We start from the raw sequence: 26192 nt of genomic DNA on the forward strand, positions 1-26192 counted from the left end.
TCAGAAAAAATATCATCACAGGTGGAGATTGAATTTCTTCCAGTTCTCCACCGTTGTCTGTCGGTCAGGTCCATATCGTCCGGCCAGAATATCCTTTCTCTGGACAACAATGGGGTTGCCATCCTTCCCCTGTAGGTACTGCCATTCACCGGGCCTTGTCTTGCTGGGGATGGCGAGGCTGTAGCCGCTGTTGTCAGAAACGGAGACCCACTTTCCAGACTCTCTGGCGTTGGCCAGAACCTGATCGTTGGAGAGCTTTTCACTGACGCCGGGCAGCTCCTTGACTGAAACATCATCAGGCTTCAGCTGCGACATGAATGTCGCAAGGGCATCCTGTGTTGTGTCCATTTCCCCCTTTTGTGTCCGCAGGTAGCCGGACGTATCGTATTTCAGGTCCACGATGTCCTTGCGGGCCTGCTTCAGGGCATCATTCAGGCCCATACCTTTTCCCATATAGCCCAGCGCCTGCATCTTCACCGTGTCATAGATGTTGCGGTAGCTGGCAGGCCCTCCCTGTTGGAGGAGCATGGTCTGGCGCATGTCGGCCAGACTGTCGCCCACAGGATCGGTACTGGCCGTGGCATTGAGCTGGGCTGCGCTGGGCCCGGCCAGACGCTTCATGTCCTCCGGAGCAGTCTGGAGGTTGCGTTGAAGAACATCCCGTGCCGTGGTCTGCTGTGGCGTGTCCATATCAGCAATGACGGCATAGGGGGCGGGCAGGCCTTTCTGTACCAGCTCGTCCAGAATGCTATTCCATGCCGTCTTGCCGTAATGCTGTTTCAGCCCATCCATGATAGGGGCAATCTTCTGCTTTGTCGTGTCGATCTTTGACAGGCCACCGATGATGCTGTGTGCCTGGTCGTCCGTCAGGTAGCGAGGGTTTGCCACGCCCATCATCTGCTGTACGGCCCGAAGCTTCCCGGCGTAGGCCTCAAAGGCTTCAGGCGTCTGGTTCTGCTGGTAGTCCTGCCATGCCTGCTGCACGGCGGGGTGCCCGGCGGCATAACCTGCCGGATCATCCTTGAGGGCCTTTGCCCGTCTGGTCATGGCAAGCTGGAGGTGCGCCTGTATCTGGGCACGGGTGGCGTAGTCATCCACACTCGCATCGCCCAGGGCAGCCTGAGACGCCTGCATGTAGGCCCCGACCTGTGCTGGTGTAGCCCATTTCAGGGCATTGAGGGCAAGACCTGCCTGACGTCTCTCATTCAGGCCGGACACGATGCGGTCAGCTTCATCCGGCTGGTAGAGTGACCTGATCTGCTGTTCTGGCACCTGATTCTGCGTATTGCCGTCCATGTAGGCTTTTGAGAGGTCATTGATCTGCCCATGCAGGGACGCTCTCGCATTCCGTGTCTGGGCCTCCCACAGCGCATTATTGTGCATGGTTCGGGACATGGCGTGATCTTCGATCTCCTGCCCATAGCCACGCTCCTGCGCTACCCGATGAATCTCTGACAGCTTGGCAGAAAGGTCAGGTGGCGTGGCGGACGGGGCGGGGACATTGCGTGACAGGGATGAGGCAACCCGTGAGACATAACGCTGTGTCTCCTCATAGGGGATGGACTGCACGAACTGCTCATCACTGATGGCCCCAGTGCGGAGGGAGGGGACGCCGTACTACTTCAGCCATTTATCCACGGTTCCCGCCCCTGAGTTATGAGGACTTTTCCGCATGGATTAATGAACAATTCGGCGCTCTCCATCCTAAAGCCTTAAATATCTATCTCAAGCGGCAGGATATGAGAATTCAGGTTGAGAAGGCCCCAATGGTCCATGACTTCCTTTAAAGAGAACGTCTTCATCATTCTTAAGAAGCTTAATACCTTTCCGCGTAAGGAGGTTAAGGTATGGTGTGAGGTGGTTCTAGACCGTACTATTCATAAAGCCACCTTGAATGGTTACATAAGAGATAAAGCGAGGCTGAGAGGCATCGCTAAGTCTCTTTACTGGTTTATGAGAGGCTGTGGAACGACATATTCGTTCATCAAGCCCTCAAAGCTTCTATTTGATGTAATGGCATTATGAGGAATGAGCGCATAGTGCCAAGGCTTCCCTTCATTTTCTTGAGTATGCTTAGTCGCATAATAACACCAGCGCAGGGCAGTTTTTTGTTTTGCTAAAACTGTGTCACTCTTCATCTCAGATGCCATTTTAGGTTCACATAGATATTTCGCATCTGTGGTTTCAACGACAAAGTCAGGCTCATAAGCTACGCCGTTTTTATATTCAATTTGGAAGAAGCCCGGTGCTGGCTTCATCCAGCGTATAACTTTCTCATCATTTTCCAAGATCTGAGCAAACCTTAGCTCCCCATCAACAGAATCAAATTTCTGTAGTGGGTAGCAGCATTTGGTAAAGCCACTGAATATCATCTTCTTAACATCGCTCTTATTTTCAGGAATTGACTTAAAGTTGCGTGATACTGTACCTTTTTGAATGGTGCAGTTAAAAGGTTTCAAAATGGTAGAACCACGGCTAACAGTTACCTGATAATCCGTAGGTGTCTCCCAATAATGCTGCATAAGTTGGACAACAATAAAGTCAGTGATTTTGTCTTGATTGTGAACGAGAACATTTTCGACATCGCTCTCATCTGGGAGATAAGACTTAAAGCGGGCGACAATCTGCCTTGCAAGCTTATTGAGCAATTCTGTATGCCCGTCATAATCCACTAGTTCATGGTCGATTAAGCTACGAATGATATAGCTTTCAAGCTTATCCTCCTTATCATACCCTCCGTCACAAGAGAGTAAGCTGCTTTTGTTGGTACGAAGTTGCTGGATCAATATCTCATGATTAATAGGCTGGAAGTTTAGTTTGTCTAAGCCTTCAAGCTCGAAATCATGAAAACCATATGTCACCTCGCGTGAAGGAATAAGAACAATCTTTGGAATGTCAATAGATAACTCAGCAAGATTTTTAGTGACCGTTTCAACAACCTCTTTAACCAAACTATTAAAGTTTTCTGGCTCCAAGGCTAATGCGCCTTGTTCAGGTCGAATAATCTCGGATACTTCCTTGATGATTCTTGTTTGAATTTCAGATGTTGATAATTCGCGTGAACTCCGCAGGCGCTCATACCGTTTTGCAACATCCATTGCTACCTCAGCAACCTTATGATGTTGAGGTGTAATAGGGACGGCTGTTTTTGATGTTTCTGTTGGCTCGTGATAGTCATACCCGGTTACCGAAGCCCCCGTCAAAGCTATAGATGCCAAAGACGGAACTGTAATCGCTTGGGGCTTTTCAAAGGGCACATCCCTGCCATTTCCAATCTCAATTTTCTTCTTGATAATGGAATTAGAATTATTGGCGCGGTCAATAATATCTTGAAACGTGTCATGAGCGATGATTGTTAGGCGATCTACAGCATCAACCTCTGTTTTACGCCCATATGGTAAACGCAAGCCTCGACCAATGGTTTGTTCGGTAAGATTTTCAGAAGCCGAAGCACGAAGTGGGACAATGGTGTATAGGTTCGTTACGTCCCAGCCTTCTTTTAGCTTATTGACATGAATAACAATCTCAGTTGGCTCGTTAGGATCCTCAATAGATATGAGACGTTGAATATTTTCGTCCCCTTCCGCCCCAGATTGCTTTGAATGTATCTCGGCAACCTTGCCTTTATAGCGGCCGTCAAAGAAGTTATTTGATTCTATTAAGTTGCGCAAATTGTGAGCATGGTCGGTGTCTTGGGCAACTACCAGCATGAAGGGCTTAATGATCTTCTTGTTATGCTGGCGAGCATAAACATCAAGCTCAACCTTCGTAAACTCATGATGGTGAATACCATCTTCCAGCTTAATACGCTCAAGCTGTTCAGGTGAATAGTTTTCAGGTTTGAAATCTTTGCGTATCGCAACTGCTGGATCTTTCACATAGCCATCTTCCATAGCCTCGGAGAGAGAATAGTCATAAATGACATTCTTAAAATTAACTGGAGAGGAACCAGTGGTTTTTGGAGTGGCTGTAAGCTCAATCCCTAGCACTGGCTTCAACTCATTAATGGCCGTTGCGCCCGCTGTGGCGCGGTAGCGGTGCGCCTCATTCATTAGGATAACTAGATCTGGGAGATTGGATAGATAATCAAAATAGCTCTCTCCAATGGTCTCATGAAGGCGTTTAATGCGTGGCGTACTTGACTTATTCGCTCCTTTCTTATTTTCGGTTGCATTAATCTTTGAGATATTGAAGATATTAATAAAGAGCGTTTCGCTATTTTCAAAAAGCCGTCCTTGTATACGGAGATTATTCACATCGAAGCGAACACCCTTGCCGCTCTCATAATCCTCACCCGTGATGATAACCGGTGGATTAGCGCTTATCTCCTGAATCCCTTGGAAAACATATTTAGGGCTCTTGGGGCTAAAATCCTCTTTGAGCTTTTCATAGATCGTCAGGTTAGGTGCCAGCACAAAGAAATGACGACTACGGCCGGTGAGATAGAGATAGCTGATAAAGGCACCCATGAGACGAGTTTTCCCAACGCCTGTTGCCAAAGCAAAGCAGATAGAAGGGAAGTCGCGCTCAAACTCTTCAACGCTTGGGTAGTTCTTTTTGACAGCTTCAAGATCTCGCTCAAGATCGGTTTCTTTTGAGAACTCAATGCTCTCTAGCACATGGGCCAGTATATCAAGTGAGTTATTTTGTGGGCGGCGAAGTGATAGGCGGGCGGTAATATTTCTAATAGTACGGTTCATGATTAATCCTCCTCACCATTGAGACTAAATAAATCTAATTGTGGTGGATTGCTTGTTTTGACTGGATTTAAATTGGTCACATTTAGGCTGTAATCGTCTTTGCCCCATTCACATTTTTTCAAAACAGCCTGCGGTATCTTTTTAAGCGTTATATTGTCAAAAGCATCGGGATTGGCATTGTAAGCCTTACAACAGATCAGAAGTGTCTGGTTAGGACCGACTTCTTCGCTAATAGCGCGCAAATGATCATGAGTAAGGCTGTTTGTTGTCACATAGATATAGTCGCTTTCTGTGGACTGCCCATGCATCCAATAATAGTTCTCATTAGGTGCATAGGTGAAACCCATATGTTTGCACATGGCTTCAGACAGCATAGAAGCATTGTATTCTTTGCTGATAACCCATTGTCCCCATTTGTCCTTTTCAAGCATGGATGGAGCCAATCGATAATAGCGAAAACCGCCGCCGCCCTGCCAGCCAACATCCTTAGAGACGCCAGTTTGGTCGGTCCCATCAACAATACGCTGTAGCCTTGGAATAATACTGAGTGTGACAATGTTCTCCAAGCTCAACCATGATCCACCGACGCCCCATTTTGTGAGCGACCGCACCTGTTGAACCTGATCCCGCAAATGAATCTAAAACAATATCTCCAGGCTCTGTACTCATCCTAATAATTCTTTTAAGCAGAGCTTCTGGTTTCTTGCTATTAGGGAAAAGCACACCACCTTCTTGTTGAACCTGTCGGCGCAGCGTTCTGTTGCATATTTTTGAAAGACGGTGTCGTAAAATATCTAGATTATTTGCAGATGTTTGCCGTCCCACATACTGTCCCTTAAAGGAATCTATACTTCCGAAAAAGTGGGGATCAATCAGCGATATCAAGCTATATCATTCAAGCAGTGAATTTTGTAATGGCGTTGCCGAGAGTAGGACTTTCTTACGACCATCTAGGGCTTTTTGAGGTCGCTTGGCAATTTTTGCGCCGTCTTTTTCCAGATATTACGAAGCTTATGGTCTTCTTCAAAGACAACTAAGTCCCATTTTATATTTTTTACATCCACATGTTTGCGAGAGGCAAATTTATATGAGCAAATAATGACACGATCCTCTTTTTGATCGAAAGGCTTCAATACGCCTATCTTTTTATCCGATAAGTAAGATGCGCTTTCAATGATATAAGATGGAATATTAAACTTCTCTAAAAGCTCTTGAGACTATTGATTATGCAACATGGCTGGAACAATAAGGATGATCTTACGTTGCCGCTCTGCCTATTTCTGGGCAATGATGAGACTAGCTTCAATCGTCTTACCAAGACCGACTTCATCAGCCAGTAAGACGCCTTAAAGAGCGGTGATCTGAGAGAAAATAACGCCGCCTCAACTTGGTGAGGGTTTATATCGACCTTAGATTAGGCAGATGATTTTGAGAGGGTATGTTCTGTTGAAGCTGCAATGGTTAAAGCATGTGCCAGATAGACTGTTTGTTGCTGCGTATATTCGGTCACTTTCATCATTCCTTTTGCTTTTTTAATTAAGATTTATCGCCACGCCTTATAGGCCACCCCTTGAAGTTAGATTATGGCGCACTGAATTTCAATTGAAAATTAAATATTGTAAACCTCAAGGGCAGGGGACGTGATGCCCGCCATGAGGTGTGGAAGGCAGCCAAATTGCTCAGAGCGATTGAATCGGTCTTTTCCACGATCTATGGGCCTTTGAAACGCCCCCGGCTGGACTGATTAGGGACATGGAAGTAGCGGCCCCGTGTGGGCAGGATGTAATGGCTGATCTCCCACCATGTATCTCGCCAGACCCGCCTGTCAGAACGCAGCATGACAAGCCTGCGGTCGGCCTCATCACGTATCAACGAAGGCTGCTTTATAGCGGGACGCTGGGCCATGGTCACAGCCTCCGAGTAGCGTTTTCGGTGCGCTGTTGTTCGTCTGGGTCAGGCCCTGCGAGCCGGTCAGCAGGGTAGAGCCGAAGCCGCCCGCCAGCTTGCAGTATTTGTGGCCTGTTGCGCTTGTTGTTTCCCGGCCTGCGTAATCTGAGCAGCAGGGGACGGAGTAGGGAGGGGATTGGAAAGATGAGGCGTTGATGTGCACATAATGCGCCACCATCGTGATGTCTGTAATTTTTGGTGTATCTTTTAGGGAGGCAGCGGGTAATTGTTATGGGCCTGTTAGTTGCGGTAAGGCAAGGTATGAAAATTTAGTTAGGTTATTTTTGTGATATGAAATTTAAATGCATATGAATATCTGTAGAGATGTATTTTTTAATTTCCAGCATATGCATATATAGCCAACTACCGTACATCCCGGATACTTTGAAAACTATATTTGGTATCCGGGGGTGAATGTTCATTAGAGTATATTTCTATTTGGTGCATGCAGGGGATGGTGGGGCATTAAGTTCCAGGGAAATATCTGGTTCCATTCTTCCAAAGAAAAAATATTGTATAGGGACATTTTTCATGGCTCGTATGCCAGCTTCATCGTACTTTCCGTCGCAATTGAATTTTCCTTCTTCGACATAGTCACGTTTTGCGTCACTATCATCGGGACCTATCATGGCAGCGGTCCATTGTTCTTCTGCCGCGATAGCCTTATCATTATCCATGTCTTGGTTGGCTGCTGTGGCGGAGAAGTTTACTTCGTCATTGTAGTGAGCACCATAGCTGACGATGCCCATGCTGGCGTCTATGCTATTCCCGCAGGCGCCGGCAAAGCATAGACCAATCGGTTGGTTGTTGCCCTGAAAGATGGTGTTGAACTCTCCAAGAGTCATATCTGCAAGAGAGAGAATAGGATGGTTGTCCGAAGTATTGCCGCCTAGAGGGATTGTGCAGTTTGGTGTGACGTGCAGATTGTATCCTTTAATTGTATCTCCAGCTGCATACGCTGTAACTTCACAATCATCGACCATATAGGTCAGGGTTGTTAGTTTGTCTGAGCGTTCTCCTATATATTTGGCGGGGCCGGTAATTCGTTCTAGATAGCCGCGGTCTATTTCCAGCATGTCCATCTGGAAGATACGCGTGAGGGCAGGGCCTTTCCCACTACTGACTAAAGGCTGTGGAAAGCTGATGAAGGAAACATCAGAACGCCGGTTTGCCCTCTCCGTACCGAATGTAATCAGCCCCAGTTTTTGGAGGTGCGGTATTTCGTCATTTGTAATGACGCCTGTCTTGTCATCACCATAAGCGGCTTGCCATTTCTTGATGGCATTTCGTGTATCATGATCGTAGATCCCGTCAGCTATAGGGGGAGAGCGGTATAGATAGCCGCCATCAATCAGTTTTTGCTGTAGGGCTGTATGTAGCGCAATTGAACGTGTGATTTCTTGCGTGTAAGGCTCTCTCAACGAGTGTGACAGGGCAGTGGTCTGTCGCTGACGGACATCAATGTAGCAGGTTTTTTCCTGTTCTGATAACGGAGCTGCTGTAGGGTTTACCGGCGGCAAGGCGCAGTCGTGCCGCAAAATAGCATCATTTTCGGCGAGTTGTTTGGCTACGGCCGTATGGTTTTTGGCAGAATCTTGTGCTTCAAGGGCGTAACGTGCCTGTATATAATGCAGGGCTGCCATCTTGAGAGAAGGGTCAGAACAGGCAGCGACAGACAGAGCACCAGTTTGTTGAAGGTGTGTACATAGTGTTTCATCTTTATTTTCTGCTATTGCAGCACTGCTCATCATGACGGAAAGAAGAAAGCCTACTGTTAGTCCTGTTGATTTTTTCATGATGTGTTCCTCTTAAATGACCGCATAGAGGGATTATGATCTCGTAGAAGGAGATCGGCAAGTAATTGTAGATGGTTATTTCTATTGGGTAATTTGGTTTGTCCTAGAGCTATATCGTTGAAGTAGGATACATACGATATCAGTCTATTCTTTTTGGACTACGGTTTTGTGCAGGAACGATGTGCCTTGAAATTAGTTGGCATAATCATTGAATTTTTTTAAAATCTTTACACAAACCTTACTATAGGTATGGGAAAGTACCAGATGGATATCTTGTTATATAAAAACGCTTCCTTAATGCCTGCCAGTCTGTTTTGATAAGAGCAAATCAGGAGGGAGTTACTATGTCTTTATCATCTACAGTGGCACGCAAATTTCTGCTTGGCGGATTGATCGTAGGAGGGGGGAGCATAGCTTGTGCAGTTGCGCAGGATGTCGCTCCTCAGGCAGGTTTGAAGAAAATTACAGCTACGTTTTCGGGGTCTGTCAGTCCTGCTGGCGCAATCGAAAACAATAAGACAGGCAAGATTATCGGCGAAATCGATCGGACAGGGGTTGTTTATAACAATACCGGAACCATTGTGGGGTCCATTGATGCTAAAGGGATTGTGCATGATGCCAAAGGTGTGCCAGTCGCTCAGGTGGACCTGAATAACCGTCTGGCAGGGGTAGCATTCCTTCTGGGGCAGCAGCAGTAAGAAATCTTTTGGATGACGTTCTCATTCTAGGGGCTGTGAAATGAGTGTGCCAGTTCCGTCAGAATGTTTGTGATATCCTGTTGCACTTTTGAGAAGTGTCGATTGGGCTGTAGCGTCTGCATATTGAGGTAGCAGGATCGGTTGATCTCTATTTGGAGACTTTGCCGATTCTGCTCCATTTTTCCGTACCTGCCTGTTATATACCCACCAGAATAAGGGACGTTACGCTGGACGTGGTACCCCTTTTCGGTAAAGAGACGTTCGGTTGTTCTGATAAGTTCGTCAGAACAGGTTTTTCCGTGCCGGTTACCTAAAACAATGTCACAGGGCCGTGTTTGCGCAAGTGGTGGCATGGAGTGGATATCTAACAAGATGGTAGAGCCAAACTGCTGGTAGAGCGTTTTTTGCGTTTGTTGCAGGGCCTCATGATAAGGCTCCCAATATTGGGAAAGGCGGCGGCCTGCTTCTTCAAGGGGAAGGCAATAACGATAGATGCTTTTTCCCGGTGAAATGCAACGGGGAATCACTCCATAGCCTGCCTGCACTTTTTTGCTGAATATGAAGTCGTTTCCGATAAGGGGCGGAGAGAACATGCTGGTATCCAGTTCTCGCCAATCTCGATTTACATCACAGAAGCTACGTGGAAAGAGCGCCTGAACAAGACTCAGGCCTTTTTCTGGCATGTGTCGAAGGAGTTGATCCGTATAGCGGTCCTCCATGCGCTCCAGCTCGTCCATGGGTAGGGCAGCGACCTGGAGGAAATCATGCGGATAGTCACGCCCTGAATGCGGTGAGGAGAGCAGAAAAGGCGTCCGATTCCGGCATGTGGGGAGATGTATCCCAACAGCGGAGGATGAACGGACAGAACTAGCGCACGGAATTTTTTGTATTTTTTTCACATTAAAGGCTTGCCACATTCCATAGGCTGAGGTAAATACCATTTCACACCAGACGGGGGCGCATAGCTCAGCGGTAGAGCACTACCTTGACATGGTAGGGGTCACAGGTTCAATCCCTGTTGCGCCCACCACCCCTCTGGTGATTATCTCCTTGAAAAATTCGTTTCAGGCTGGCTTATCCGGGAGCTCTTGTCCTTGGAGCTTGTTCTCCCGATATACATCAAAGATGTACGCCATTAATGGTATAGCGTGCCTTTACGTTGAGAAGGAAAAGTCTGATGTTCCTGAGTCATATTGTGGTGGGATCGAATGATCTGACAAAAGCCAAAAAATTCTATGATGCCCTTTTCGGTGTCATGGGGGCTGAGTTCTGCCCGCAGGATAATCCGGATAGGCTCGTCTATCAGAAAGACGGACAGATATTCATCATTACGCGTCCTATCAATGGGGAAGCAGCTACGGCTGCGAATGGCGGAACGGTCGGACTTGCTCTGCCTTCTCCGGAAGCTGTGAGGAACTGGCATAAAGCCGGTGTTGAAGCAGGGGGGCAGAGTATCGAAAATCCGCCGGGTGAACGTACCGTCATGGGTATGACGCTATATCTGGCCTATCTGCGTGATCCTGATGGAAATAAGCTCTGTGCTTTCCATAAAATGTAACATGTAACCTGATACAGGTTATTTGTTTCTGAAAAATGGCCGTATCACGTTGGTCGAGTGATACGGCCATTTTTGTAGTGACATGACTAAAATGCAGCCCAACCATACAGTTGGTGCATTTAAAATGGACTAAAATATATCTAATTATAACGCGTTGTAATATAAAGATTTTATTCATAAAATAGATTTTACTTGTTCAGTGTCTTGTCGGTAAAAGTAATTCCTTTTTCACGATTAATTGCAATTCCCTCGCATAGGGTCTTAACTTCGAGGCGGCGGTACGGAAGGCAGTAGAAGTATCCGTTCGTCATCAGCCTTTGTAATCGTGCGGGGCTGCTTATTGAGTGAAAAGGATGTATTGAAGATGAGCTCTCACTCACCGTCCAATAAACCGGTAAATGCAGGCCGTAGGCATGTTCTTGGTGCACTTGGAGCATCTGTTCTGGCTGGTGGCGCTGGTAAGGCTATGGCGCAGTCTCTTGGTTTTCCTGCACCGCCTTCCGGTCTTGGGCAGCGCCCGTATCCGAATCTCCTTCGCCCGCTGAATGATGGTCCTCGCAAGTTCGGCTATGCCATTGTGGGTCTCGGCAAATATGCGGTTAACCAGATCCTTCCGGCCTTTGCTGAGTGCGAATATGCCAAAGTGACAGCGCTGGTCAGCGGTGACATTAACAAGGCCCGCCGCTTGGGCAAGCATTATGGTATCGAGGAATCACACCTCTATACCTACGATAATTTCGACAAGATTGCGCAGGACCCGGAGGTTGATGCCGTTTACATCATCCTGCCGAATTCCCTGCATGCCGATTTTACAGAGCGTTCCTTCCGTGCTGGCAAGCATGTGCTGTGCGAGAAGCCGATGGCTGTCACCGTTGAGGAATGTCAGCGCATGATTGCGGCTGGCAAGAAGGCCGGCAAGAAGCTGATGATTGGTTATCGCTGCCATTTCGACCCCGTCACGCACAAGGCCATTGAGCTGGCTCGTACGAGCATTGGCAAGCCGCAGATCATTTCCACGGATAATGGTGACAATACCGATCCAACAGATCCAACTTACCAGTGGCGCCTGACCCGTGCTCTGTCTGGTGGTGGTGCACTGATGGACCTCGGTATTTATGGTGTTAATGGCTCCCGCTACATGCTGAATGAGGATCCGATTGAGGTTCAGGCCACCATCATGCCGCCATCAGATCCGATGTTCCGTGAGATTGATGAAACGATCGTGTGGATCATGCGTTATCGGTCTGGGGCTGTTGCTCATGGGAGTGCGTCCTTCAATGTGAACGCCATGTCCCGCTTCAATCTTCAGGGGACGGATGCCTCCCTGCGGATGGACCCGGCCACCAGCTACTGGTGTAACAGTGTCAGCCACTGCACGAGTGGTGACACGCATACATGGTCCACACCGATGTTCACCATCCCGGCACTGAACCAGTTCTCGGCTCAGTTGGATCATCTGGCTATCAGCGTTGCGAACAACACGCCGCTGGCTGCTACAGGTGAGGAAGGAATGCAGGACGTGCGCCTGATTCAGGCCATGTATCAGTCGGCCAATTCCGGCAGCCGCCCGGTTTCCACGGATTGGGGTGATTGGCGCAAGACTATCTGATCTTTCTGACTGGATGAGACGACAGAAAGGGAGGCCGTGTTCTGCACGGTCTCCCTTTTTTGTGTTTTAGGGGGCAGTAGCGTCTATCCAGCCTTGCAGCATGTAGGCGGCAGCCATTTTATCAACGACTTCACCACGCCGTTTGCGGGTCATGTCGGCTTCCTGAACCAGAAAGCGGTTTACAGCACTGGAGGAAAGACGTTCATCCCACAGGCAGGCGGGCAGGTTCAGCCGTTCGCTGAGGTCATTGGCCCAGTCACTGGCCGCACGGGCCGCCGGGCCGAAGCTTCCATCAAGAGACAGCGGAAGACCGACCACCAAGGCGCCAATCTCGTGTTTCTTACAGAGCTCCTGAAATACCGGGACCATCTGCTTCATTTTCTGGCGCATCAGAACAGTCAGGGGAGAGGCCAGCATAAGAGCCGTATCGGAGAGGGCCACACCGATCTGTTTGCTGCCGGGGTCCAGTCCCAGAACTGAATGTGCGGCTGGGAGGTGATTACGCAGGTCATGTGGATTGAATAGTGTCATGGCAAAGGGGTATGATCTCTTTCATGGCCGTAAAAGGCTGATGTGACTGATGTCTATGATACAGGATTATACATGTCGCTTGATGCGAAAACAGTGGCAAAAATGGCCAGACTAGCAAGGGTTGGACTGTCTGATGAGCAGGTCCATACCTATCAGAAAGAAATGCAGGGGATCATTGGCTGGGTAGACCAGCTTAATGAGGTCGATGTGACGGATGTTCCACCAATGATTGGAACAGGTCTGGCCCAGCCACGTCTGCGGGACGATCAGGTGACAGATGGTGACTGCCGTGAAAAGGTACTGTCCAACGCACCGGATCGTGAGGGCCCCTTCTATACCGTGCCGAAGGTGGTGGAATAATGAGCAGCATTTTTGATTATACTCTTGCTTCCGCTCGTGAGGCTCTCCGGGCCCGTAAGGTCTCGGCCGTTGAGCTGGTTGATGCCCATATTGAGGCGATCGAGCGTCTTGATGGTGGTTTGAACAGCTTCATCACCCGCACGCCAGAACAGGCCCGCCTTGCCGCCAAAGAGGCAGATACCCTGCTTGCCAAAGGTGAAGGTGGAAGCCTGTGTGGTCTACCCATCGGGATCAAGGACCTGTTTGCAACGGAAGGTGTCCGCACGACAGCCGCCAGTAAAATTCTGGGCAACTTTGTGCCGCCTTACGAAAGCACGGTGACGGCCAATCTGAAGCGTGATGGAGCCATTTCGCTGGGCAAGCTGAATCTTGATGAGTTCGCCATGGGGTCCACCAATCTGACCTCTGCCTTTGGTGGTGTGGAAAATCCGTGGAAGCGTCGTGATTCCGATGCAAAGCTGGTACCCGGTGGGTCTTCCGGTGGGTCGGCGGCGGCTGTGGCCGCAGGGCTGGTGCTGGGGGCGACAGGAACGGATACGGGTGGGTCTATCCGTCAACCGGCGGCATTCTGCGGGATTACGGGCATCAAGCCGACCTATGGCCGCTGCTCCCGTTTCGGGACGATTGCCTTCGCCAGCTCTCTGGATCAGGCTGGTCCGATGGCTCGCAACCTTCAGGACTGCGCCATTCTGCTTGAATCCATGGCTGGGTTTGACCCCAAGGATTCCACAAGCGTGAATAAGCCGGTTCCGCATTATGAGGCTGCTCTTGGCCGTGGCGTGAAGGGGCTGAAGGTCGGTATTCCTAAAGAATATCGCATTGACGGTCTGCCTGCCGAGATTGAAGCCATCTGGCAGCAGGGCATCAATTGGCTGAAAGAGGCGGGTGCCGAGGTGGTGGATATCTCTCTGCCACACACAAAGTACGGTCTGCCTGCCTATTACATTGCCGCTCTGGCCGAAGCATCTTCCAACCTTGCCCGTTATGATGGTGTTCGCTTTGGTGAACGTGTTAAAGGCGATTCATTGGATGCGCTTTATGAAGCCACCCGTGCCGCTGGCTTTGGGGATGAGGTGAAACGCCGCATTCTGCTGGGCACTTATGTGCTGTCTTCCGGCTATTATGATGCCTATTATCTCCGTGCTCAGAAGGTCCGTACGTTGCTTCAGCGTGACTTCCTGAAGGCCTATGAGACGGTTGATGTCATTCTGGCACCGACGGCTCCTTCCGGGGCTTTTGCGTGGGATGAAAAGCCGACTGATCCTGTTCAGGTCTATCTGAATGACGTCTTCACGGTCCCGGCCAGCATGGCGGGTGTACCGGCCCTGTCCATTCCGGCCGGGCTGGACAGCCGTGGCGTGCCGCTCGGGCTTCAGCTGATTGGCCGTTTCTTTGATGAAGAAACGCTGCTGGCTGCTGGTTCTGTGCTGGAGAAGGCCGCATCCTTTACCCATCGTCCTACCATTCATGCAGGGGTGTCAGCATGAGCGCATATCGTATCACGGGTGAAACTGGCGAATGGGAAGTCATTGTCGGGCTGGAAGTTCATGCCCAGATCGTCAGCCAGTCCAAGCTGTTTTCTGGTGCTTCTGCTGAATATGGCGGTGAGCCTAACACGCATGTCAGTCTGGTTGATGCAGGCTTTCCGGGGATGCTTCCGGTCCTGAACCGTGAGTGTGTGGCACAGGCCGTGCGGACAGGGCTTGGATTGCGGGCACAGATCAATCTGTTCAGCCGGTTTGACCGCAAGAACTATTTCTATGCAGACCTGCCTACGGGGTATCAGATCAGCCAGTTCGAGCATCCGATTGTCGGCAAGGGTACGGTCGAGATTGAACTCTCCGATGGTGAGGTCCGCCATATTGGCGTGACCCGGATGCATATGGAGCAGGATGCGGGTAAGTCTATTCACGATCAGGACCCGACACGGTCCTTCATCGACCTGAACCGTGCCGGTGTTGCGCTCATGGAGATCGTGAGTGAGCCGGATATCCGTTCACCGGAAGAAGCTGGTGCCTATCTCCGCAAGCTGCGTCAGATCCTGCGTTATCTGGGGACGTGCGATGGCAACATGGAAGAAGGCTCCATGCGTGCTGATGTGAATGTCTCTGTTCGCCGTGAAGGGGAGGAGGGATATCGCACACGCTGTGAGATCAAGAACGTCAATTCCGTGCGTTTTGTCATGCAGGCGATTGAGGTTGAAGCGCAGCGTCAGGTTGATATTTGGGAGTCCGGTGGCGAGATTGATCAGGAGACCCGTCTTTTCGATCATGTAAAGAGCGAAACACGCTCTCTGCGGACGAAGGAAGATGCTCATGATTATCGTTACTTCCCGGAGCCGGACTTATTGCCGCTGGTCATTGAACAGTCCTGGGTGGATGAGCTGAAAGCAGCTCTGCCAGAACTGCCAGAAGACAAGCGTGCCCGTCTGGAAAAAGAATATGGCGTGTCCCGTTATGAATCCGGCGTTCTGACGGCTGAGCAGTCCGTGGCGGACTTCTATGAGACGGTTGCCCGTGGGGCTGATGCCCGTCTGGCTACGAACTGGATTCTGGGTGATTTCTTTGCTGCCCTGAACCGTACAGGGCGCAGCATCGAAGACAGCCCGGTCTCTGCCGAGGCTCTGCGTGAGCTTCTGGCCCTGATCAGCGATTCCACCATCAACGGGAAGATCGCCAAGGAAGTCCTTGAGGACATGGTGGAAACCGGGGAGAGGGCTTCCGTCATCGTGGACCGCAAGGGCCTGCGTCAGGTGACGGATACCGGAGCCATTGAAGCCGCTATCAATGACATTCTGGCAGCTAATGCTGACAAGGTGGCTGAGTATAAGAGCGGTAAGGACAAGCTGTTCGGTTTCTTTGTTGGACAGACGATGAAGGCTATGAAAGGGAAGGCAAACCCTGCCATGGTGAACGAACTGCTGAAGAAGCTGCTGACGGCATAAAAAATTATAAAAAAGAGTGTTGTAGGGGGTTTACGCTGACGCCATTTCCCCCTACAAACACTCCTGCGAACGCCGTGTAAAAACCGTTTACAGCGGAGGGGTGGCCGAGAGGCTGAAGGCGGCGGTTTGCTAAACCGTTATACGGGTAACTCCCGTATCGTGGGTTCGAATCCCATCCCCTCCGCCACGGTACTACCTGAAAATAGCCAAAATATAAGTGTTGATATAGCGGTTTTGTGACCGCTTGTTGTGTCAATTTTTATTTATGTTGTGGTGGATTTTGTGGGGGGTGTCTAATGGTCAATGTTGTATTCCCCAGCAGGCTGCATTCTCATGCGCAGTCGGCATGGTCTTCTTCTGCTTCATAGCAGCTGCAATGTCATAATACCGCCATCCACTTCGGTCAGACTATTTTCAACACGGTTGTTACCAGCAAAGAATGGGGGAGCATCGAAACGGTCAGCCAGAAGGGAGGCTACTTCATCAGAGATGCTGCCGAGGATGAGATGCAGGCGTGTCTTGGTTTTGATGCTCTCACTGTCGCCCATGGCGCCTTCAATGTAGCTGGCTGTGTCGTTCTCAGTCGGGGGGGGCACTTGCTGATGATGTCCTTCATCTTATCAAGGCCATTACTCTGGTTATAGCGGAGCAGTTGACCACGCAGGGCCATCAGGACAGCTTCTGGTGTGGCGAACACGGCAAAGCGGCCATAGACAAAGCGGCTGCCGACAAGCTGGCGCAGCGCTGCCAGACAGGCCTGCGTCTGTGGTCCAGCCTTGTTCTGGTAGTCCAGCAGGACGAGTTCTGGATATCTTTCCAGTTCCCGCCGGGCATCTTCACTGATCGAGATAAGGCCGCTTTTATATTTGTCGTCACAGTTGGCGGGGTCGCCAACGTTGGTCTGGTTCCCCGATGGGCCTACGATGAGGTCTGCCATCAGTTGGGTATTCCTTCCACGCTATACCGGATGATGCGCTGCTGGCGGGCAAATGCGTCAATTCTCTGCCCCAGCCCATCGATGCGCTGACCAAGGGCTTCATCAGCAGCCTGCCGAATATTGGCTTTTGCCTTCAGGTCAAACTGCTTGGCCATACCCGCAGAACTGGCAGCATCAGATGTGAGAAGACCCTGCGCCGATGGAGGAAGCTGTCCACCATCAAAAATCCCATGCTGTGCAGGGGGAATGGCTATGCTGTCCGCAAGAGCGGTGCCGCCCATCAGGGATGCAAGAAGTGCGAGTGTGAAGCGCATGAACTGTCCGTCTCCATCATCAGGACGGACAGTTCATCATGTGTTTGTAATTCTGGTATATGTCTTTATAGGTAAAGCTGGGCATTTCTTATTTTTCTAGGTTAGCATTCATGATGAGGTTCTATTTTTTCTGGGAGCCTCTTATGAAACGCTCGGTATTTACCATTGCCATTCTGGTTATATTGAGCCACGCCCATGCCCAGGATGTTCCTTTTGATGAACGGACGGACGATTATTATAAAAGTAGGAACGCAGCTCAATTTGAGTCTATATTGTCAGATTGGGGGGCTCTTTTGACGATCTTACGTCTGCCGCTGAAGCAGCTTATTTTTATCCATCTTCTCCATGTGGACGTCAGTTAAACATGGTAAGTAAAATCAATGCTGATTTTGGTGAGAAGTGGCATTTTAATTACCCAGAGAAAGATGAGGCTGAAAATAATTCTAAAATTTACACGATTGTCTCTGATATTGTAAAGGTGGTTTTTGTACTAAAGAAGGTCTGACGCGTTATGCGAAATCTCACAGACCGGCAACAGATGATGAACTTGACTATGTTAATGAAAGCTTTGGAACGAAATGAAGAAGATCTGTGGAAAGACTGGCAGCAATAGCTGCACGGTGTCCTGATGCTCAGACAGAATGCGGGCAGTCTCGGTAGCCAGTTTATTGCCTGTTGGTTCCCCGGCTTCTGGTCTGTCCAGCCGCCACATTTCACGGGCCACATCAGCATCAAATTGTTCATCATGTTTCAGCAGGGCCTTGAAGACGCTTGCCTTGTCCAGATCGTGCATGAGAGGGCCAAGAAGCTGGGCAATGCGGGCATGGCTGTTGGCATCCACGGAGAGAGCTGCACCATGTTCTCCATTCTGCTTGCCAGCGAGAATATCCTCAAGGGATGCTGCTTCATCGTCCGCCACCACACGGCAGCCCGGACGATGAGGTTCTTCTTACAGGCATTGGCCATCGATGATGGCAGCTAGGGTCCTCATCGGCCATGCGGGCACCGGCTTTCTCCAGTACCTCCCGTGGGGAAAGTCCCTGCTTCATGCCACGCCCGGCGGCTTTCTCGGCTTCATTGTAGCAGGGGGTCTCATGGGTCATGGGGCTTTCCTTGTCAGGCAGGCAGCAGCAGAGGTGAGGGCATTGGCATTGCCATCGGAGAGGTCTTTCAGACTGATCTGATCGCCCAGCGCAGCAAGCTGACGGTCAATCTGGTCGGAATAGGCCTGTGCTTCTGTAATGGCTTGACTTTTTGGGGCAGTATTTCCCTCGTCAGAGGCGCTGTTGTGACATTCGTCATCTCTCCCAGACTTCGGGGTACCGGACGTAGTCTGCCCGTGAGGATTAAAGGAGTCGGAACCCTGTCCGGTTGAGTTCGAATTGGTGCTGAGATCCTTTTCCCACAGCAGCTTTCCTTCTTGATTTCTGTTTTCTCTAGTAGCTAGAGTGCTGGAAAACGCTTCTTCAGCCCCGACAGTCGCTGAAGGTTTTTGGTCATTGGGCATGTGACCAGCTGGATTTAGGGGATGATCTTGCCCATTATGGTCTGAAGGGGTAGTGCGACGTCCTTCCTGAAGAAGTGTCTTCTTGTTCAGATAACCTGGCTTGAACGATGCGACTGTTTTAACGAGGTAATGGCCGTCTTCTTTTTTTGAGCTCCATGACAGTAGCGTCATGCTTTGCGCTGCTGGTGTTTTTCTCACCGCGGATGATGATGAAATATGAGCCATTCCGCTCATCAAGCCTTACCTCATTTGCATTCTTCAGAATATGGCTGATATAGCTGTCGGCGTCGTCAAGACCTGATGCTTTCAGCTGGTGTCCATGCCGCTCCATGATGTTATGGCGGCACGTAGTGTAATAGACGGTCTTTCCGTCTTTCTTGTATGGCGTGTGGGCTTTTTTCACCATCACCTAGAATGACAGGCCAGTTTGGAACGTCCTCAATACCGGAAGGCATCCGTCCGACCGTAACCGGGTTATTCTCTGCCGCTGAAAGGTCCAGATGCTCAATGCCGCTGGTTGGGAATGGGGAACATCCTGATCCTGATCCTGTTCCGGGCTGGGAGCGGCTTCTCTTTGGGTAGACAGGCCTGCACGGTTCTGCGTGACCTCGTGATCTTCATAAGCATGAAGGTTCCGCATGATGCCTTCGGCAGTACCCCGTTGGACCTCATCGATACGCCGATGTGCTGCTTGATAGGCTTCCTGCACAATATCCTGCCAACCAACATCATGGCCCTTAACTGGGGGGGGGCTTCTGAGTGAAACGACCCGGCATGTGTATATAAAAAGACATAATAATATAATGAATTATAAAAATTATTCCATTTATGTAAAATTATTATTTACTATAAAAGGTTATCTATAAAACTATAATTTATATTTTGAACGAAATAATATATCAAGCCAAGGTAAACTTATGGAATAATTATGATCTTCTTTTTGATAATGATGTAATAAATGATGCCGTTTCCATAAGGAAAGAGGAAAACTTCTCATACGAAAATTGTGGGTAGCAAAGTGCATACAATCGTAAAAAATATAACCAGCGAAGAAACCAGAAAAAAAAGAACTTCCCGCAGATATACCACATACATAGATGGACCCTCCCCATATGATTAGTCCTATTGGAAGACTAACTATGATGGGCATTAGTGTTCGGTAAGGATGATTTGGTTGAATATGATGATTCCCATGAAAAATATATACTAGACGTTGTATTTCTTTTTTTTCACTGGCGAAGTGAAATACAAAACGATGTAATAAGTATTCTGTAATAAACCATAAAATTAAAGCTGTCATGAAGTATATAAAAAATTTACATAAGGATATACCATAAAAAACAGCGATGGAAAGGACAATCACTTCAAATGACACACAAAACATTAAAAATTTTTTAAGAGAAGTAAAGGTTAGGTTCTCTAACCAATCCTGTTTAAATATCCTCACAGGGGGCTCATTGCCGGGAATTTTACGTCTGGGAAGATAAGGTTGTGTAGGGTCAGAGCTTCTAATAAGCCGGGAAGGAGATTCTGACATCTTACGACATTACCTCATGGTAATTATTGCAGCCTAAGGGAGTCTGATAAAACATGTCGTTACTCATCGGACTCCATAGAGACCAATGGTAGCGGCTTGCCCCATAAACGTGCCTATGAGAGCATCAATCTTGTAGATTGCATTAGTCGAGGCATCAGCAATTAAAAGAACATCATGGTCCTTCATAGGGATCCTTTGAGTAAGGAAATATTGCGTTGGATTCAACATATCAATTGCATAGACGATAGGGGCAGTGTGATTTCCGGACTGTACTGGAACACCTAAACGTTTGCATATATCTTCATCTTCATAACGAATAAGATAGACAGCGTTACCATCTGCTCGATTATCTGCCGGCCCCCCGATTCGGGCTAGGGCACCTGCCAGTGTAAGATTTGCCGTACCAAATTGTACCTCATTACGCTGTTGACTCTGTCCAACCGCACCGAAAGCGGTAAAAGTACGTGGTTGATAAATCACATGAATACGATCCCCTGGGGCTGCTTTAATATCTTCATCTGGATGATTTTCCAAAGTAGCCAAATCTGTTGTGCCAACTTTATTATTTCTAATAAGTTCTACTTGAGAGTCCTTAGGGGGATACTTTGATCCCCCTGCAATAGCAATTACATCAGATAAATGTTCATCAGCGAGTGAAAGAGTTACTCTGCCGGGATGAGATATTTCACCAGATACGATAACGGTATTACCAATGTCATTCTTTATATGAACCATCACTTGAGGGTCTTGAGACTTTCCCTTCAAACCATTTTGAATAATAGATGCCACTTGACTGGGAGTTTTCCCAATAATTTTTAATCGTCCAATATATGGAACCATGATGGTTCCATCAGCTTCAACTTGTGTTGGTGGTAAATTTTGGGACGAGATATGAGGCGTACCACTAATGGCACTTTCTCCACTCGTGCTAGTACCACCAATACTGCGATCCGACGACGAGAAAAGCCCGCTACCAAGTTCAAAAATAGTAATTTCTAGAACATCTCCAGCTCCAATATGGTCATTTCGGGAGATTTTATAATTAATATTATTTAAAGTGGAAATGAGAGGTGGAACCTCAGCGGCTAAAATATCGGCAATCTCAGGAGTCACATTAAGCATTTTATAGTTTAGGGCCGCTCTATTTTTGGATGATTTTGTATAATGATTCATCTGCTTTTGTGTTGGAGCTGAGCGAGGTACCCAGCTACAACTTGCTAAAAATAGCACCATGAATCCGCTTACCCCTTTCAGAACAGGAGGAAGCATTTCAAAAGTGTGAGAAAATGTTTTTCTACGCAAGGAAAAACGGGGCATTCGGAGTGTCCTGATATCACCTATAAAATTGGCTCTCTCTATGGTTATCCCTTTTTAGGGGGTAAGGCAACCCCAGCCTAGAGTTGTAGGAATTGATTGATATAACGAAGAATGAAAGCATATTAAATTAATTAATATTTGTTATTTCTCTTAATTACAAGAGGATTGAGGTTAAATTTTTATTTTTGAGTTGAGAGTGGTTTTTATAAGAAGGTGGTTTTGCAAAAGAATATTGCATTTTGCTTTAATGATTAATGTTCGGATAACATATCTGGCTTTTGAAAGGGTTGACGGGGAAATGATTGCGTTGATAAGAGCAGTGCAACTGCGAAGGATTGTTTCCTTGTGCGTGAGTAATTAGGGGCAGTTGACCATGAGTGAACCGACTATGGAGCGTGTGCAGGAAACGTCTGTAGCCATTTCATCAAAGAGCTTGGACGGGGTAAATCGGGGGTTCAGGGAGAGGGGTCCTCAAGGTTTGTTCTTGTCTTTTTTTAATAAAATAAAAAAATGGATTGTGCATCGTTGGGTTTTTTTCTGTGTTGTTTTGCTTCCTACTCTATTAATGGGTGTTTATTTGTGGGGAATTGCTGCTCCTCAGTATGTTTCCGAAACTCATTTCTTGGTACGGGGTAAATCTAATAGTGGGTCTACTCTTGGAGGTTTGGGGAGTTTATTGGACTCTGGACATGGAGGGACGCAGGATACTTATGCTATACAAGATTACATGATGTCTCGTGATGCATTGCGTATGCTGATAAGTAAGGCTGATTTACGAGGTGTTTTTAATAGACCCGGAGCAGATTTTTTTGCAAAATTTCCGTCTCTTTTTACTAGGAATGATTTTGAAAGTTTTTATGATTTTTATAGGGGCCATGTTAAAGCCCAGATAGATGAAGAGACAGGTATTTCACATCTAACGGTTCGAACCTTTTCAGCTCAAGATTCACAATACGTTGCGCAAATTTTGCTTGATGCAGGGGAGAAACTCGTTAATGAGATGAATGCGAGGCAGAGATATAACACTCTTCACGCAGCCCAGGTAGAGTTGGATGCCAGTTTAAAAGAATTGCATGATATAGAAATGCAGTTGGCTAGGTATCGTTATGAGAATCAGATTATTGACCCAATGAAACAAGCCACTCCTATGATAGGAACGGCTTTTTCATTGGAGAGTACATTATCAATGATTGAAGCTGAAAAAAAACAGCTTGATCGTATTGCTCCAGATAGTCCTCTGAGAAAGGTCTATGCCCAAAGGATTAACTCTATTAAGGCACAGATGGAGCGAGCTCAGGAGCATATTACGGGAGAGAAAGGTTCGTCAGTTTCGTTGGTACCGAAACTTTTAGGATATGACGAGCTTGAAGAAAAAAAAGTTATAGTGGAAAAGAAGATTGCAGCTGAAGCATCTGCTTTGGAGGTGGCAAAGGCACAAGCAAATCGACAGATGCTGTATGTAACTGTCGTTGCGCAACCTGACTTGCCTGATTATCCAGCCTATCCACGTAATTTCGCTACGATTGTGGTAACTTTTTTGACTATGTTAATGCTTTTTGCAATAGGTTCTTTGTTAGTGTCAGGAGCTAAAGAACATGCACTTAAGTAAAGACGTTGATTTTTTACAACGTAGCTCGCGTAGCGCAGAACGGCATGCTAATCTGTCACTTTTTCAGGCGTTTTGTACGCAGGTACGTGTGATTTTTGCTCTCATTATGAGGGAGACGTTAACTAGATATGGACGAGAAAATATAGGGTTTCTTTGGGTTGTCGGTGAGCCAATTCTCTTTTGTGGTGGGGTGGCAGTTGTTTGGACTGCGGTACGTCCTTCGCATGAACACGGTTTACAGATGACTGCCATGGTAATAACGGGGTATATCCCGTTGACGATGTTTAGGCATGCGCTTTCTCGATCAACAAAAGCTTATGAAGTGAATTCTAGTCTTCTTTTTCATAAGCTCGTGACGCCATTAGACATAATTTTTGCGCGCACAACATTAGAGGTCTTAGGTGTATTGATTGCTGCTATTATTATCACTTTTGGAGCAATTATATTAGGGTATATGGCCCCTCCAGTGGACTGGAGCTTTACATATGCTGGTTTGTTTTTTGTTATATTTTTTTCATATGGAGTTTCTTTTATATTTGCTTATTTGACTGAGCGCTCAGACACTCTCGAGAAGGCTGTTGGTGTGATTAATTATCTTTCTTTACCATGGACAGGGGCATTCGTAATGATTGATTGGCTTCCTCCACAGTATCGTTGGATATTGGAAGATACATCACCTCTTGCTAATGCAATAGAGTTGATGCGTTCAGGTGTTTTTGGTTCTAAAGTTGTTGCTCATTATTCACTTATGTATCTATTTTATACATGTGGAATTACTTTTTTGATTGGGTTATACTTAACATTGAAGATACGGCCGCATATTAATATGTCCTGATTTAGGAGAATGAAATGATAGGGTTGCGCTGTGTAGATCTAACAAAATGTTATAATCTTGGGCATAAAAAAAATACGGTTTTAGATAAAGTAAACTTTTCTGTAAAAAAAGGAGAAAAGTTAGGTATTTTAGGGCGAAATGGAGCAGGAAAATCGACCCTCATTAAGGTTATAGGAGGAGTGGAACCTATAACTTCTGGAAATATAGAATATAATATGACTGTTTCATGGCCTCTGGCTTTTGGCGGTGCTTTTCAAGGAAGTCTTTCAGGGCACGACAATTTACGGTTTATATGCCGTGTTTACGATTTGGATTATAATGAGACATTAGATTATGTTCAAGGCTTTGCTCAGTTGGGAAAGCAGTTTTATGATCCTGTTAAGACGTATTCTTCAGGAATGCATGCAAGGCTCGCTTTTGCATTGTCTTTGGCTATAGAGTTTGATTGTTATTTGATAGATGAAGTTATCATGGTAGGGGATGCGCGTTTTGCTCAGAGATGTGAAGATGAGTTATTTGGCAAACGTGCGGATAGGACACTCTTGATAGTCTCACATAACATGGATTTTATGAGACAGGTGTGTGACCGAGCTGTACTGCTTCATAATAAGAAGATACATGAGTCGAGCTCGGTGGATGAAGCTATTTATTCCTATTTTTCTTTGTAATCTCTTTTTAAGAAAGGACTTCCTTTAATGGGAAGGTGATTTTTGTTTTTATCTCTTTAAAATCTGTATGTTATTTGATAATAACATGCAGATTTTAGGGCTCTTTAAATTTTTGAGGGTGTTGGGTATGGGGTATCATAAAGTGGAATTCGTTCATCAAGTGTTAATCTTGGAGGACGGGGGATTGCCGAACCCTGTTCCAGACTTTCTAGAAAAAAACATTTTAGCTATAAAAAAAGTCTATCCGAAGGCAAAGCATAGGCTATGGTCTTCTAAAGAAATTAGAGAGTTTTTGAGGTGTTATTTTTCTTTATCTGTTCTTAAAGCTTATGATACACTAGCCCCCTTTTCGTACAAAGCGGATTTAGCACGGTATGCACTGTTATACATATATGGTGGAATGTATGTAGATATAGGTGTTCGTTTACTTCGTCCTTGGAATATCCCCTTACGGAATGATATTTCTGCTTTTCGTGATGTTTCTTTTGTTTCACCAAGTTGGTCAGCTATACAGACCGGATTGTTGTGGGCATTGCCAGGGCGGGAGGAGTTTTCCTTAGCCATTAAATGGATTGTAGAAAATTGTAATAATCGATTTTATGGGAAGAACCCCCTATATCCTACAGGGCCTGTCCTTTTAGGACGCGCTTTTTTGAAGGTTATGGCTTCTAGGGGGAATAATGCCTCTGCGGATGATCAATATGTAGGATTGTGTAGATGTGTCACACCGGAAGTGGAAATGCTTAACGTGGTTTACATTTCCAGAGAAGGTGATGTTGTTGCCCTCCGTAATAAGAAGAAAGGAGGGGATATAAAACATTTAGGCTTTTCAAAGGGGAACAATTATAATGACATATGGGATAGACGTCAAGTGTATTCTGAACGTGTCCTGTATTGGAAGTCAAATGACGAGATGATTCGTATAACAGGAGGTTTCAGAAAACGAAATGGTATTTTGACTTTACCTTCAGGAAAGGGGATGACATACGGTCCTTATGTTACTCTCAGGAGAGGACAATACATACTGACCATACGGTTTTCTGGTGAAAATCTCAAGTTTAATTTTAAAGTGGTTTTGACATCAGAATATGGCCATAAGATACATGAGAAGTATTTTGTCACACAATCTTTTTTGGAAGGAAATGATCTCAAGTTGCATTTTGGAGTGAAAGATGAGATGAAGCGGGCTGAATTTAAAATATATTCTCGAGAAGAATTTATAGGGGGGATAGATGCATTTTTTATCTCAGATATTTCTCTGAAACAAAAAATAAAAAGTATTTCTCGTGTTAGAATTCCTTTTTTATCTTTTAGTTAATTCTGTT

General features: G+C 47.0%; 29 protein-coding genes and 2 tRNA genes. 14 read left to right on the forward strand and 17 right to left on the reverse strand.

Translation table 11 applies throughout. The annotated features are described in order from the left end of the window. Nucleotides 1-15 precede the first annotated feature (15 nt). From NQF86_RS02790 to NQF86_RS02820, 8 genes are all read right to left on the reverse strand, one after another. Nucleotides 16-1569 (reverse strand): hypothetical protein, encoded by a 1554-nt coding sequence (locus NQF86_RS02790; protein WP_266116076.1) that lies wholly within the window; start codon nt 1567-1569, stop codon nt 16-18. Nucleotides 1570-1943: 374 nt separating this feature from the next. Beyond that, nucleotides 1944-4700, reverse strand: coding sequence for a DEAD/DEAH box helicase (locus NQF86_RS02795; protein WP_266116077.1), 2757 nt, complete (start codon nt 4698-4700; stop codon nt 1944-1946). Between the two features lie 2 nt (nt 4701-4702). Further along, a complete protein-coding gene (locus tag NQF86_RS02800; protein ID WP_266116078.1) occupies nt 4703-5266 on the reverse strand; it encodes a hypothetical protein in 564 nt (187 codons plus the stop codon). Next, nucleotides 5214-5369: a DNA methyltransferase gene (locus NQF86_RS02805; protein WP_266116448.1), complete on the reverse strand. Its 156-nt coding sequence runs from the start codon at nt 5367-5369 to the stop codon at nt 5214-5216. The genes NQF86_RS02800 and NQF86_RS02805 overlap by 53 nt, the downstream gene beginning before the upstream one ends. A gap of 281 nt (nt 5370-5650) precedes the next feature. Then, on the reverse strand, nt 5651-5833 hold the full coding sequence (locus tag NQF86_RS09140; protein ID WP_407652844.1) for an SNF2-related protein: 183 nt from the start codon (nt 5831-5833) through the stop codon (nt 5651-5653). 577 nt (nt 5834-6410) lie between these two features. Further along, nucleotides 6411-6539 (reverse strand): hypothetical protein, encoded by a 129-nt coding sequence (locus NQF86_RS02810; protein WP_266116079.1) that lies wholly within the window; start codon nt 6537-6539, stop codon nt 6411-6413. Between the two features lie 22 nt (nt 6540-6561). Further along, on the reverse strand, nt 6562-6825 hold the full coding sequence (locus NQF86_RS02815) for a hypothetical protein (RefSeq protein ID WP_266116080.1): 264 nt from the start codon (nt 6823-6825) through the stop codon (nt 6562-6564). Nucleotides 6826-7081: 256 nt separating this feature from the next. Then, complete coding sequence (locus NQF86_RS02820; protein WP_266116081.1) at nt 7082-8443, reverse strand: peptidoglycan-binding domain-containing protein; 1362 nt, start codon at nt 8441-8443, stop codon at nt 7082-7084. A 344-nt stretch (nt 8444-8787) separates the two neighbouring features. Between NQF86_RS02820 and NQF86_RS02825 the strand changes: the two genes are divergently transcribed. Further along, entirely contained in the window at nt 8788-9141 is a 354-nt protein-coding gene (locus NQF86_RS02825; RefSeq protein ID WP_266116082.1) for a hypothetical protein, read from the forward strand. A gap of 26 nt (nt 9142-9167) precedes the next feature. On the opposite strand, the gene NQF86_RS02830 is transcribed toward NQF86_RS02825, so the two are convergent. Next, complete coding sequence (locus NQF86_RS02830; protein ID WP_323670740.1) at nt 9168-10082, reverse strand: N-formylglutamate amidohydrolase; 915 nt, start codon at nt 10080-10082, stop codon at nt 9168-9170. Between the two features lie 14 nt (nt 10083-10096). Between NQF86_RS02830 and NQF86_RS02835 the strand changes: the two genes are divergently transcribed. The 3 genes from NQF86_RS02835 (at nt 10097) to NQF86_RS02845 (ending at nt 12308) form a co-directional block, all read left to right on the forward strand. Beyond that, nucleotides 10097-10171 (forward strand) — tRNA-Val (locus NQF86_RS02835). A 147-nt stretch (nt 10172-10318) separates the two neighbouring features. Further along, nucleotides 10319-10699 carry a VOC family protein gene (locus NQF86_RS02840; RefSeq protein ID WP_266116083.1) on the forward strand — a complete coding sequence of 127 codons (381 nt, stop codon included), beginning with the start codon at nt 10319-10321 and terminating at the stop codon, nt 10697-10699. A 364-nt stretch (nt 10700-11063) separates the two neighbouring features. Continuing rightward, complete coding sequence (locus NQF86_RS02845) at nt 11064-12308, forward strand: Gfo/Idh/MocA family protein (RefSeq protein WP_266116084.1); 1245 nt, start codon at nt 11064-11066, stop codon at nt 12306-12308. A 66-nt stretch (nt 12309-12374) separates the two neighbouring features. Here NQF86_RS02845 and ruvX read toward each other — a convergent pair whose 3' ends face one another. Then, on the reverse strand, nt 12375-12839 hold the full coding sequence (ruvX, locus tag NQF86_RS02850; RefSeq protein ID WP_266116085.1) for a Holliday junction resolvase RuvX: 465 nt from the start codon (nt 12837-12839) through the stop codon (nt 12375-12377). A gap of 72 nt (nt 12840-12911) precedes the next feature. Between ruvX and gatC the strand changes: the two genes are divergently transcribed. The 4 genes from gatC to NQF86_RS02870 all read left to right on the forward strand — a co-directional run bounded on the left by gatC (nt 12912) and on the right by NQF86_RS02870 (nt 16330). Next, nucleotides 12912-13199 (forward strand): Asp-tRNA(Asn)/Glu-tRNA(Gln) amidotransferase subunit GatC, encoded by a 288-nt coding sequence (gene gatC, locus NQF86_RS02855; protein ID WP_266116086.1) that lies wholly within the window; start codon nt 12912-12914, stop codon nt 13197-13199. Next, nucleotides 13199-14686, forward strand: a complete 1488-nt coding sequence (gene gatA, locus NQF86_RS02860; RefSeq protein ID WP_266116087.1) for an Asp-tRNA(Asn)/Glu-tRNA(Gln) amidotransferase subunit GatA — start codon at nt 13199-13201, stop codon at nt 14684-14686. The genes gatC and gatA overlap by 1 nt, the downstream gene beginning before the upstream one ends. Continuing rightward, nucleotides 14683-16143, forward strand: coding sequence for an Asp-tRNA(Asn)/Glu-tRNA(Gln) amidotransferase subunit GatB (gene gatB / locus NQF86_RS02865; protein WP_266116088.1), 1461 nt, complete (start codon nt 14683-14685; stop codon nt 16141-16143). Before gatA ends, gatB begins: the two co-directional genes overlap by 4 nt. Before the next feature lie 94 nt (nt 16144-16237). Beyond that, nucleotides 16238-16330: transfer RNA gene (locus NQF86_RS02870), tRNA-Ser, on the forward strand. Nucleotides 16331-16618: 288 nt separating this feature from the next. Here NQF86_RS02870 and NQF86_RS02875 read toward each other — a convergent pair. Both NQF86_RS02875 and NQF86_RS02880 read right to left on the reverse strand, forming a co-directional pair. After that, nucleotides 16619-17080: a hypothetical protein gene (locus tag NQF86_RS02875; RefSeq protein ID WP_266116089.1), complete on the reverse strand. Its 462-nt coding sequence runs from the start codon at nt 17078-17080 to the stop codon at nt 16619-16621. Next, nucleotides 17080-17394: a hypothetical protein gene (locus NQF86_RS02880; protein ID WP_266116090.1), complete on the reverse strand. Its 315-nt coding sequence runs from the start codon at nt 17392-17394 to the stop codon at nt 17080-17082. Before NQF86_RS02880 ends, NQF86_RS02875 begins: the two co-directional genes overlap by 1 nt. Nucleotides 17395-17537: 143 nt before the next feature. Between NQF86_RS02880 and NQF86_RS02885 the strand changes: the two genes are divergently transcribed. Beyond that, nucleotides 17538-17756, forward strand: coding sequence for a hypothetical protein (locus NQF86_RS02885; protein WP_266116091.1), 219 nt, complete (start codon nt 17538-17540; stop codon nt 17754-17756). A 194-nt stretch (nt 17757-17950) separates the two neighbouring features. Here the strand turns inward: NQF86_RS02885 and NQF86_RS02890 are convergent, their stop codons facing one another. The 3 genes from NQF86_RS02890 to NQF86_RS02900 are packed head-to-tail and all read right to left on the reverse strand — an operon-like array spanning nt 17951 to nt 19126. Next, a complete protein-coding gene (locus NQF86_RS02890; protein ID WP_266116092.1) occupies nt 17951-18313 on the reverse strand; it encodes a hypothetical protein in 363 nt (120 codons plus the stop codon). Next, nucleotides 18300-18497 carry a hypothetical protein gene (locus NQF86_RS02895; RefSeq protein ID WP_266116094.1) on the reverse strand — a complete coding sequence of 66 codons (198 nt, stop codon included), beginning with the start codon at nt 18495-18497 and terminating at the stop codon, nt 18300-18302. The genes NQF86_RS02890 and NQF86_RS02895 overlap by 14 nt, the downstream gene beginning before the upstream one ends. Further along, a complete protein-coding gene (locus tag NQF86_RS02900; RefSeq protein WP_266116095.1) occupies nt 18494-19126 on the reverse strand; it encodes a hypothetical protein in 633 nt (210 codons plus the stop codon). Before NQF86_RS02900 ends, NQF86_RS02895 begins: the two co-directional genes overlap by 4 nt. Before the next feature lie 298 nt (nt 19127-19424). Here NQF86_RS02900 and NQF86_RS02905 point away from each other — a divergent pair, with 298 nt between their 5' ends. Next, nucleotides 19425-19664 (forward strand): hypothetical protein, encoded by a 240-nt coding sequence (locus tag NQF86_RS02905; RefSeq protein WP_266116096.1) that lies wholly within the window; start codon nt 19425-19427, stop codon nt 19662-19664. A 105-nt stretch (nt 19665-19769) separates the two neighbouring features. On the opposite strand, the gene NQF86_RS02910 is transcribed toward NQF86_RS02905, so the two are convergent. Together NQF86_RS02910 and NQF86_RS02915 are read right to left on the reverse strand one after the other, a co-directional pair. Next, nucleotides 19770-20438 (reverse strand): sterol desaturase family protein, encoded by a 669-nt coding sequence (locus NQF86_RS02910; protein WP_266116097.1) that lies wholly within the window; start codon nt 20436-20438, stop codon nt 19770-19772. A 63-nt stretch (nt 20439-20501) separates the two neighbouring features. After that, nucleotides 20502-21755 carry a polysaccharide biosynthesis/export family protein gene (locus NQF86_RS02915; RefSeq protein ID WP_266116098.1) on the reverse strand — a complete coding sequence of 418 codons (1254 nt, stop codon included), beginning with the start codon at nt 21753-21755 and terminating at the stop codon, nt 20502-20504. A 373-nt stretch (nt 21756-22128) separates the two neighbouring features. Here NQF86_RS02915 and NQF86_RS02920 point away from each other — a divergent pair, with 373 nt between their 5' ends. From NQF86_RS02920 to NQF86_RS02935, 4 genes are all read left to right on the forward strand, one after another. Beyond that, the gene (locus tag NQF86_RS02920; protein WP_266116099.1) at nt 22129-23364 is read left to right on the forward strand and encodes a capsule biosynthesis protein; all 1236 of its coding nucleotides are present in this window, start codon (nt 22129-22131) and stop codon (nt 23362-23364) included. Then, a complete protein-coding gene (locus tag NQF86_RS02925) occupies nt 23351-24199 on the forward strand; it encodes an ABC transporter permease (RefSeq protein WP_266116100.1) in 849 nt (282 codons plus the stop codon). The genes NQF86_RS02920 and NQF86_RS02925 overlap by 14 nt, the downstream gene beginning before the upstream one ends. A gap of 14 nt (nt 24200-24213) precedes the next feature. Continuing rightward, nucleotides 24214-24867 carry an ABC transporter ATP-binding protein gene (locus NQF86_RS02930; RefSeq protein WP_266116101.1) on the forward strand — a complete coding sequence of 218 codons (654 nt, stop codon included), beginning with the start codon at nt 24214-24216 and terminating at the stop codon, nt 24865-24867. Nucleotides 24868-24934: 67 nt separating this feature from the next. After that, nucleotides 24935-26185: a glycosyltransferase family 32 protein gene (locus NQF86_RS02935; protein WP_266116102.1), complete on the forward strand. Its 1251-nt coding sequence runs from the start codon at nt 24935-24937 to the stop codon at nt 26183-26185. Nucleotides 26186-26192: the final 7 nt, after the last annotated feature.

The organism is Bombella pluederhausensis, assembly GCF_026385525.1.
GTDB lineage: Bacteria > Pseudomonadota > Alphaproteobacteria > Acetobacterales > Acetobacteraceae > Bombella > Bombella pluederhausensis.

Coding starts and splice junctions, on each gene's coding strand:
- NQF86_RS02795 (WP_266116077.1), bottom strand. CDS start 4,700: ATGAACCGTACTATTAGAAATATTACCGCCCGCCTATCACTTCGCCGC.
- NQF86_RS02805 (WP_266116448.1), bottom strand. CDS start 5,369: ATGAGTACAGAGCCTGGAGATATTGTTTTAGATTCATTTGCGGGATCA.
- NQF86_RS02810 (WP_266116079.1), bottom strand. CDS start 6,539: ATGCTGCGTTCTGACAGGCGGGTCTGGCGAGATACATGGTGGGAGATC.
- NQF86_RS02815 (WP_266116080.1), bottom strand. CDS start 6,825: ATGGTGGCGCATTATGTGCACATCAACGCCTCATCTTTCCAATCCCCT.
- NQF86_RS02820 (WP_266116081.1), bottom strand. CDS start 8,443: ATGAAAAAATCAACAGGACTAACAGTAGGCTTTCTTCTTTCCGTCATG.
- NQF86_RS02825 (WP_266116082.1), top strand. CDS start 8,788: ATGTCTTTATCATCTACAGTGGCACGCAAATTTCTGCTTGGCGGATTG.
- NQF86_RS02830 (WP_323670740.1), bottom strand. CDS start 10,082: ATGGTATTTACCTCAGCCTATGGAATGTGGCAAGCCTTTAATGTGAAA.
- NQF86_RS02840 (WP_266116083.1), top strand. CDS start 10,319: ATGTTCCTGAGTCATATTGTGGTGGGATCGAATGATCTGACAAAAGCC.
- NQF86_RS02845 (WP_266116084.1), top strand. CDS start 11,064: ATGAGCTCTCACTCACCGTCCAATAAACCGGTAAATGCAGGCCGTAGG.
- ruvX (WP_266116085.1), bottom strand. CDS start 12,839: ATGACACTATTCAATCCACATGACCTGCGTAATCACCTCCCAGCCGCA.
- gatC (WP_266116086.1), top strand. CDS start 12,912: ATGTCGCTTGATGCGAAAACAGTGGCAAAAATGGCCAGACTAGCAAGG.
- gatA (WP_266116087.1), top strand. CDS start 13,199: ATGAGCAGCATTTTTGATTATACTCTTGCTTCCGCTCGTGAGGCTCTC.
- gatB (WP_266116088.1), top strand. CDS start 14,683: ATGAGCGCATATCGTATCACGGGTGAAACTGGCGAATGGGAAGTCATT.
- NQF86_RS02875 (WP_266116089.1), bottom strand. CDS start 17,080: ATGGCAGACCTCATCGTAGGCCCATCGGGGAACCAGACCAACGTTGGC.
- NQF86_RS02880 (WP_266116090.1), bottom strand. CDS start 17,394: ATGCGCTTCACACTCGCACTTCTTGCATCCCTGATGGGCGGCACCGCT.
- NQF86_RS02885 (WP_266116091.1), top strand. CDS start 17,538: ATGAAACGCTCGGTATTTACCATTGCCATTCTGGTTATATTGAGCCAC.
- NQF86_RS02895 (WP_266116094.1), bottom strand. CDS start 18,497: ATGACCCATGAGACCCCCTGCTACAATGAAGCCGAGAAAGCCGCCGGG.
- NQF86_RS02900 (WP_266116095.1), bottom strand. CDS start 19,126: ATGGCTCATATTTCATCATCATCCGCGGTGAGAAAAACACCAGCAGCG.
- NQF86_RS02905 (WP_266116096.1), top strand. CDS start 19,425: ATGGGGAACATCCTGATCCTGATCCTGTTCCGGGCTGGGAGCGGCTTC.
- NQF86_RS02910 (WP_266116097.1), bottom strand. CDS start 20,438: ATGTCAGAATCTCCTTCCCGGCTTATTAGAAGCTCTGACCCTACACAA.
- NQF86_RS02915 (WP_266116098.1), bottom strand. CDS start 21,755: ATGCCCCGTTTTTCCTTGCGTAGAAAAACATTTTCTCACACTTTTGAA.
- NQF86_RS02920 (WP_266116099.1), top strand. CDS start 22,129: ATGAGTGAACCGACTATGGAGCGTGTGCAGGAAACGTCTGTAGCCATT.
- NQF86_RS02925 (WP_266116100.1), top strand. CDS start 23,351: ATGCACTTAAGTAAAGACGTTGATTTTTTACAACGTAGCTCGCGTAGC.
- NQF86_RS02930 (WP_266116101.1), top strand. CDS start 24,214: ATGATAGGGTTGCGCTGTGTAGATCTAACAAAATGTTATAATCTTGGG.
- NQF86_RS02935 (WP_266116102.1), top strand. CDS start 24,935: ATGTTATTTGATAATAACATGCAGATTTTAGGGCTCTTTAAATTTTTG.